1 protein-coding gene is annotated in these 1,148 nt (G+C 61.1%); it reads right to left on the bottom strand.

The window, feature by feature from the left end; translation table 11 throughout:
- Nucleotides 1–124 precede the first annotated feature (124 nt).
- On the bottom strand, nucleotides 125–1,099 hold the full coding sequence (locus tag KYG_RS18535) for an IS5 family transposase (protein ID WP_008906466.1): 975 nt from the start codon (nucleotides 1,097–1,099) through the stop codon (nucleotides 125–127).
- Between the last annotated feature and the right edge of the window lie 49 nt (nucleotides 1,100–1,148).

Below are 1,148 nucleotides of genomic sequence, written 5' to 3'. Positions count from 1 at the left end.
GGCAACGCTGATCAAGTAGCGTCATATCCATCGCACATACCATTTGAATGCCAAATGGCCCGCCAAGATGCCGTACTTTGCCCCAGAGGGCCCGTTTTGGGGGCCTTTCGCCCCTTTCAAGCCCCTATGGGCGCACCTGTCCCAGCAAGCGCCCGCGGGCAAGGTAGATGTTGGCCAGCGCCAAGGCCGTGAACGCACGCGTGGCGTTCTTGTGAAGCCCGCGATAGCGCACCTTGCCAAAGCCCCACAACCGTTTGACTACCCCGAATACATGCTCTACGCGAGCGCGGATGCGGGACTTGTTGCGGTTCTTGGCCCGCTGCGTCTCATCGACCACCCCGCACCTGCGTGTCCGCTGGTTGGTGAAGTCTTTGGCTTGAGGTGCCTTGCCCCGGATCAGCGCTTTCTGGCTGGCGTAGGCCGAGTCGCCGTACACGCGCTGTTCGTTGCCATGCAGCAGATCGGGCAAAGGGTGTTTGTCGTGCACGTTGGCCGCCGTCACCACTGCGCTGTGCGCCAGCCCGCTTTGGCTGTCCACGCCAATGTGCAGCTTCATGCCGAAATACCATTGCTGGCCTTTGCGTGTCTGGTGCATGTCGGGGTCGCGCGCCTTGTCCGCGTTCTTGGTAGAACTGGGCGCTGCGATGATGGTGGCATCCACGATGGTGCCCGTGTTCACCTTGAACCCTCGTTCCTGCAGTTGCTGGCCAACCTTGGCAAACAAGGCTTCGCCCAGTTTTTGCTCGCCCAGCAGCTTTCGAAACTTCAGCACCGTGGTGGCGTCGGGCACGCGTTCGCGGCCCAAGTCAATGCCCACAAAGCGGCGCAGACTGGCGCTGTCATACAGGGCCTCCTCGCACGCCAGATCGGCCAGGTTGAACCAGTGCTGCAGGAAATGGATGCGCAGCATGCGCTCCAACGCAATGGGCGGACGGCCATTGCCTGCCTTGGGATAGTGCGGCTCTATCACCTGGCAGAGGGCAGCCCATGGCACGATGGCATCCATGGTTTGCAAGAACTCTTCGCGTCGGGTGGGCTTGCGCGGTTGCTCGAATCCGCTGTCTTGATCTGCGGCCATGGCCAGGGTCTGCTGCTTCATAGGCGGATAACGTTTGCGAGGCAACACCGGTGGACCTTAATCAGCATTG

Source organism: Acidovorax sp. NO-1 (genome assembly GCF_000238595.1).
GTDB lineage: Bacteria > Pseudomonadota > Gammaproteobacteria > Burkholderiales > Burkholderiaceae_C > Acidovorax.
This window is presented reverse-complemented; position numbering and strand designations above follow the sequence as displayed.

Bases quoted from the DNA above. Each gene is read 5' to 3' on its own strand.
- KYG_RS18535 (WP_008906466.1), bottom strand. From the start codon at position 1,099: ATGAAGCAGCAGACCCTGGCCATGGCCGCAGATCAAGACAGCGGATTC.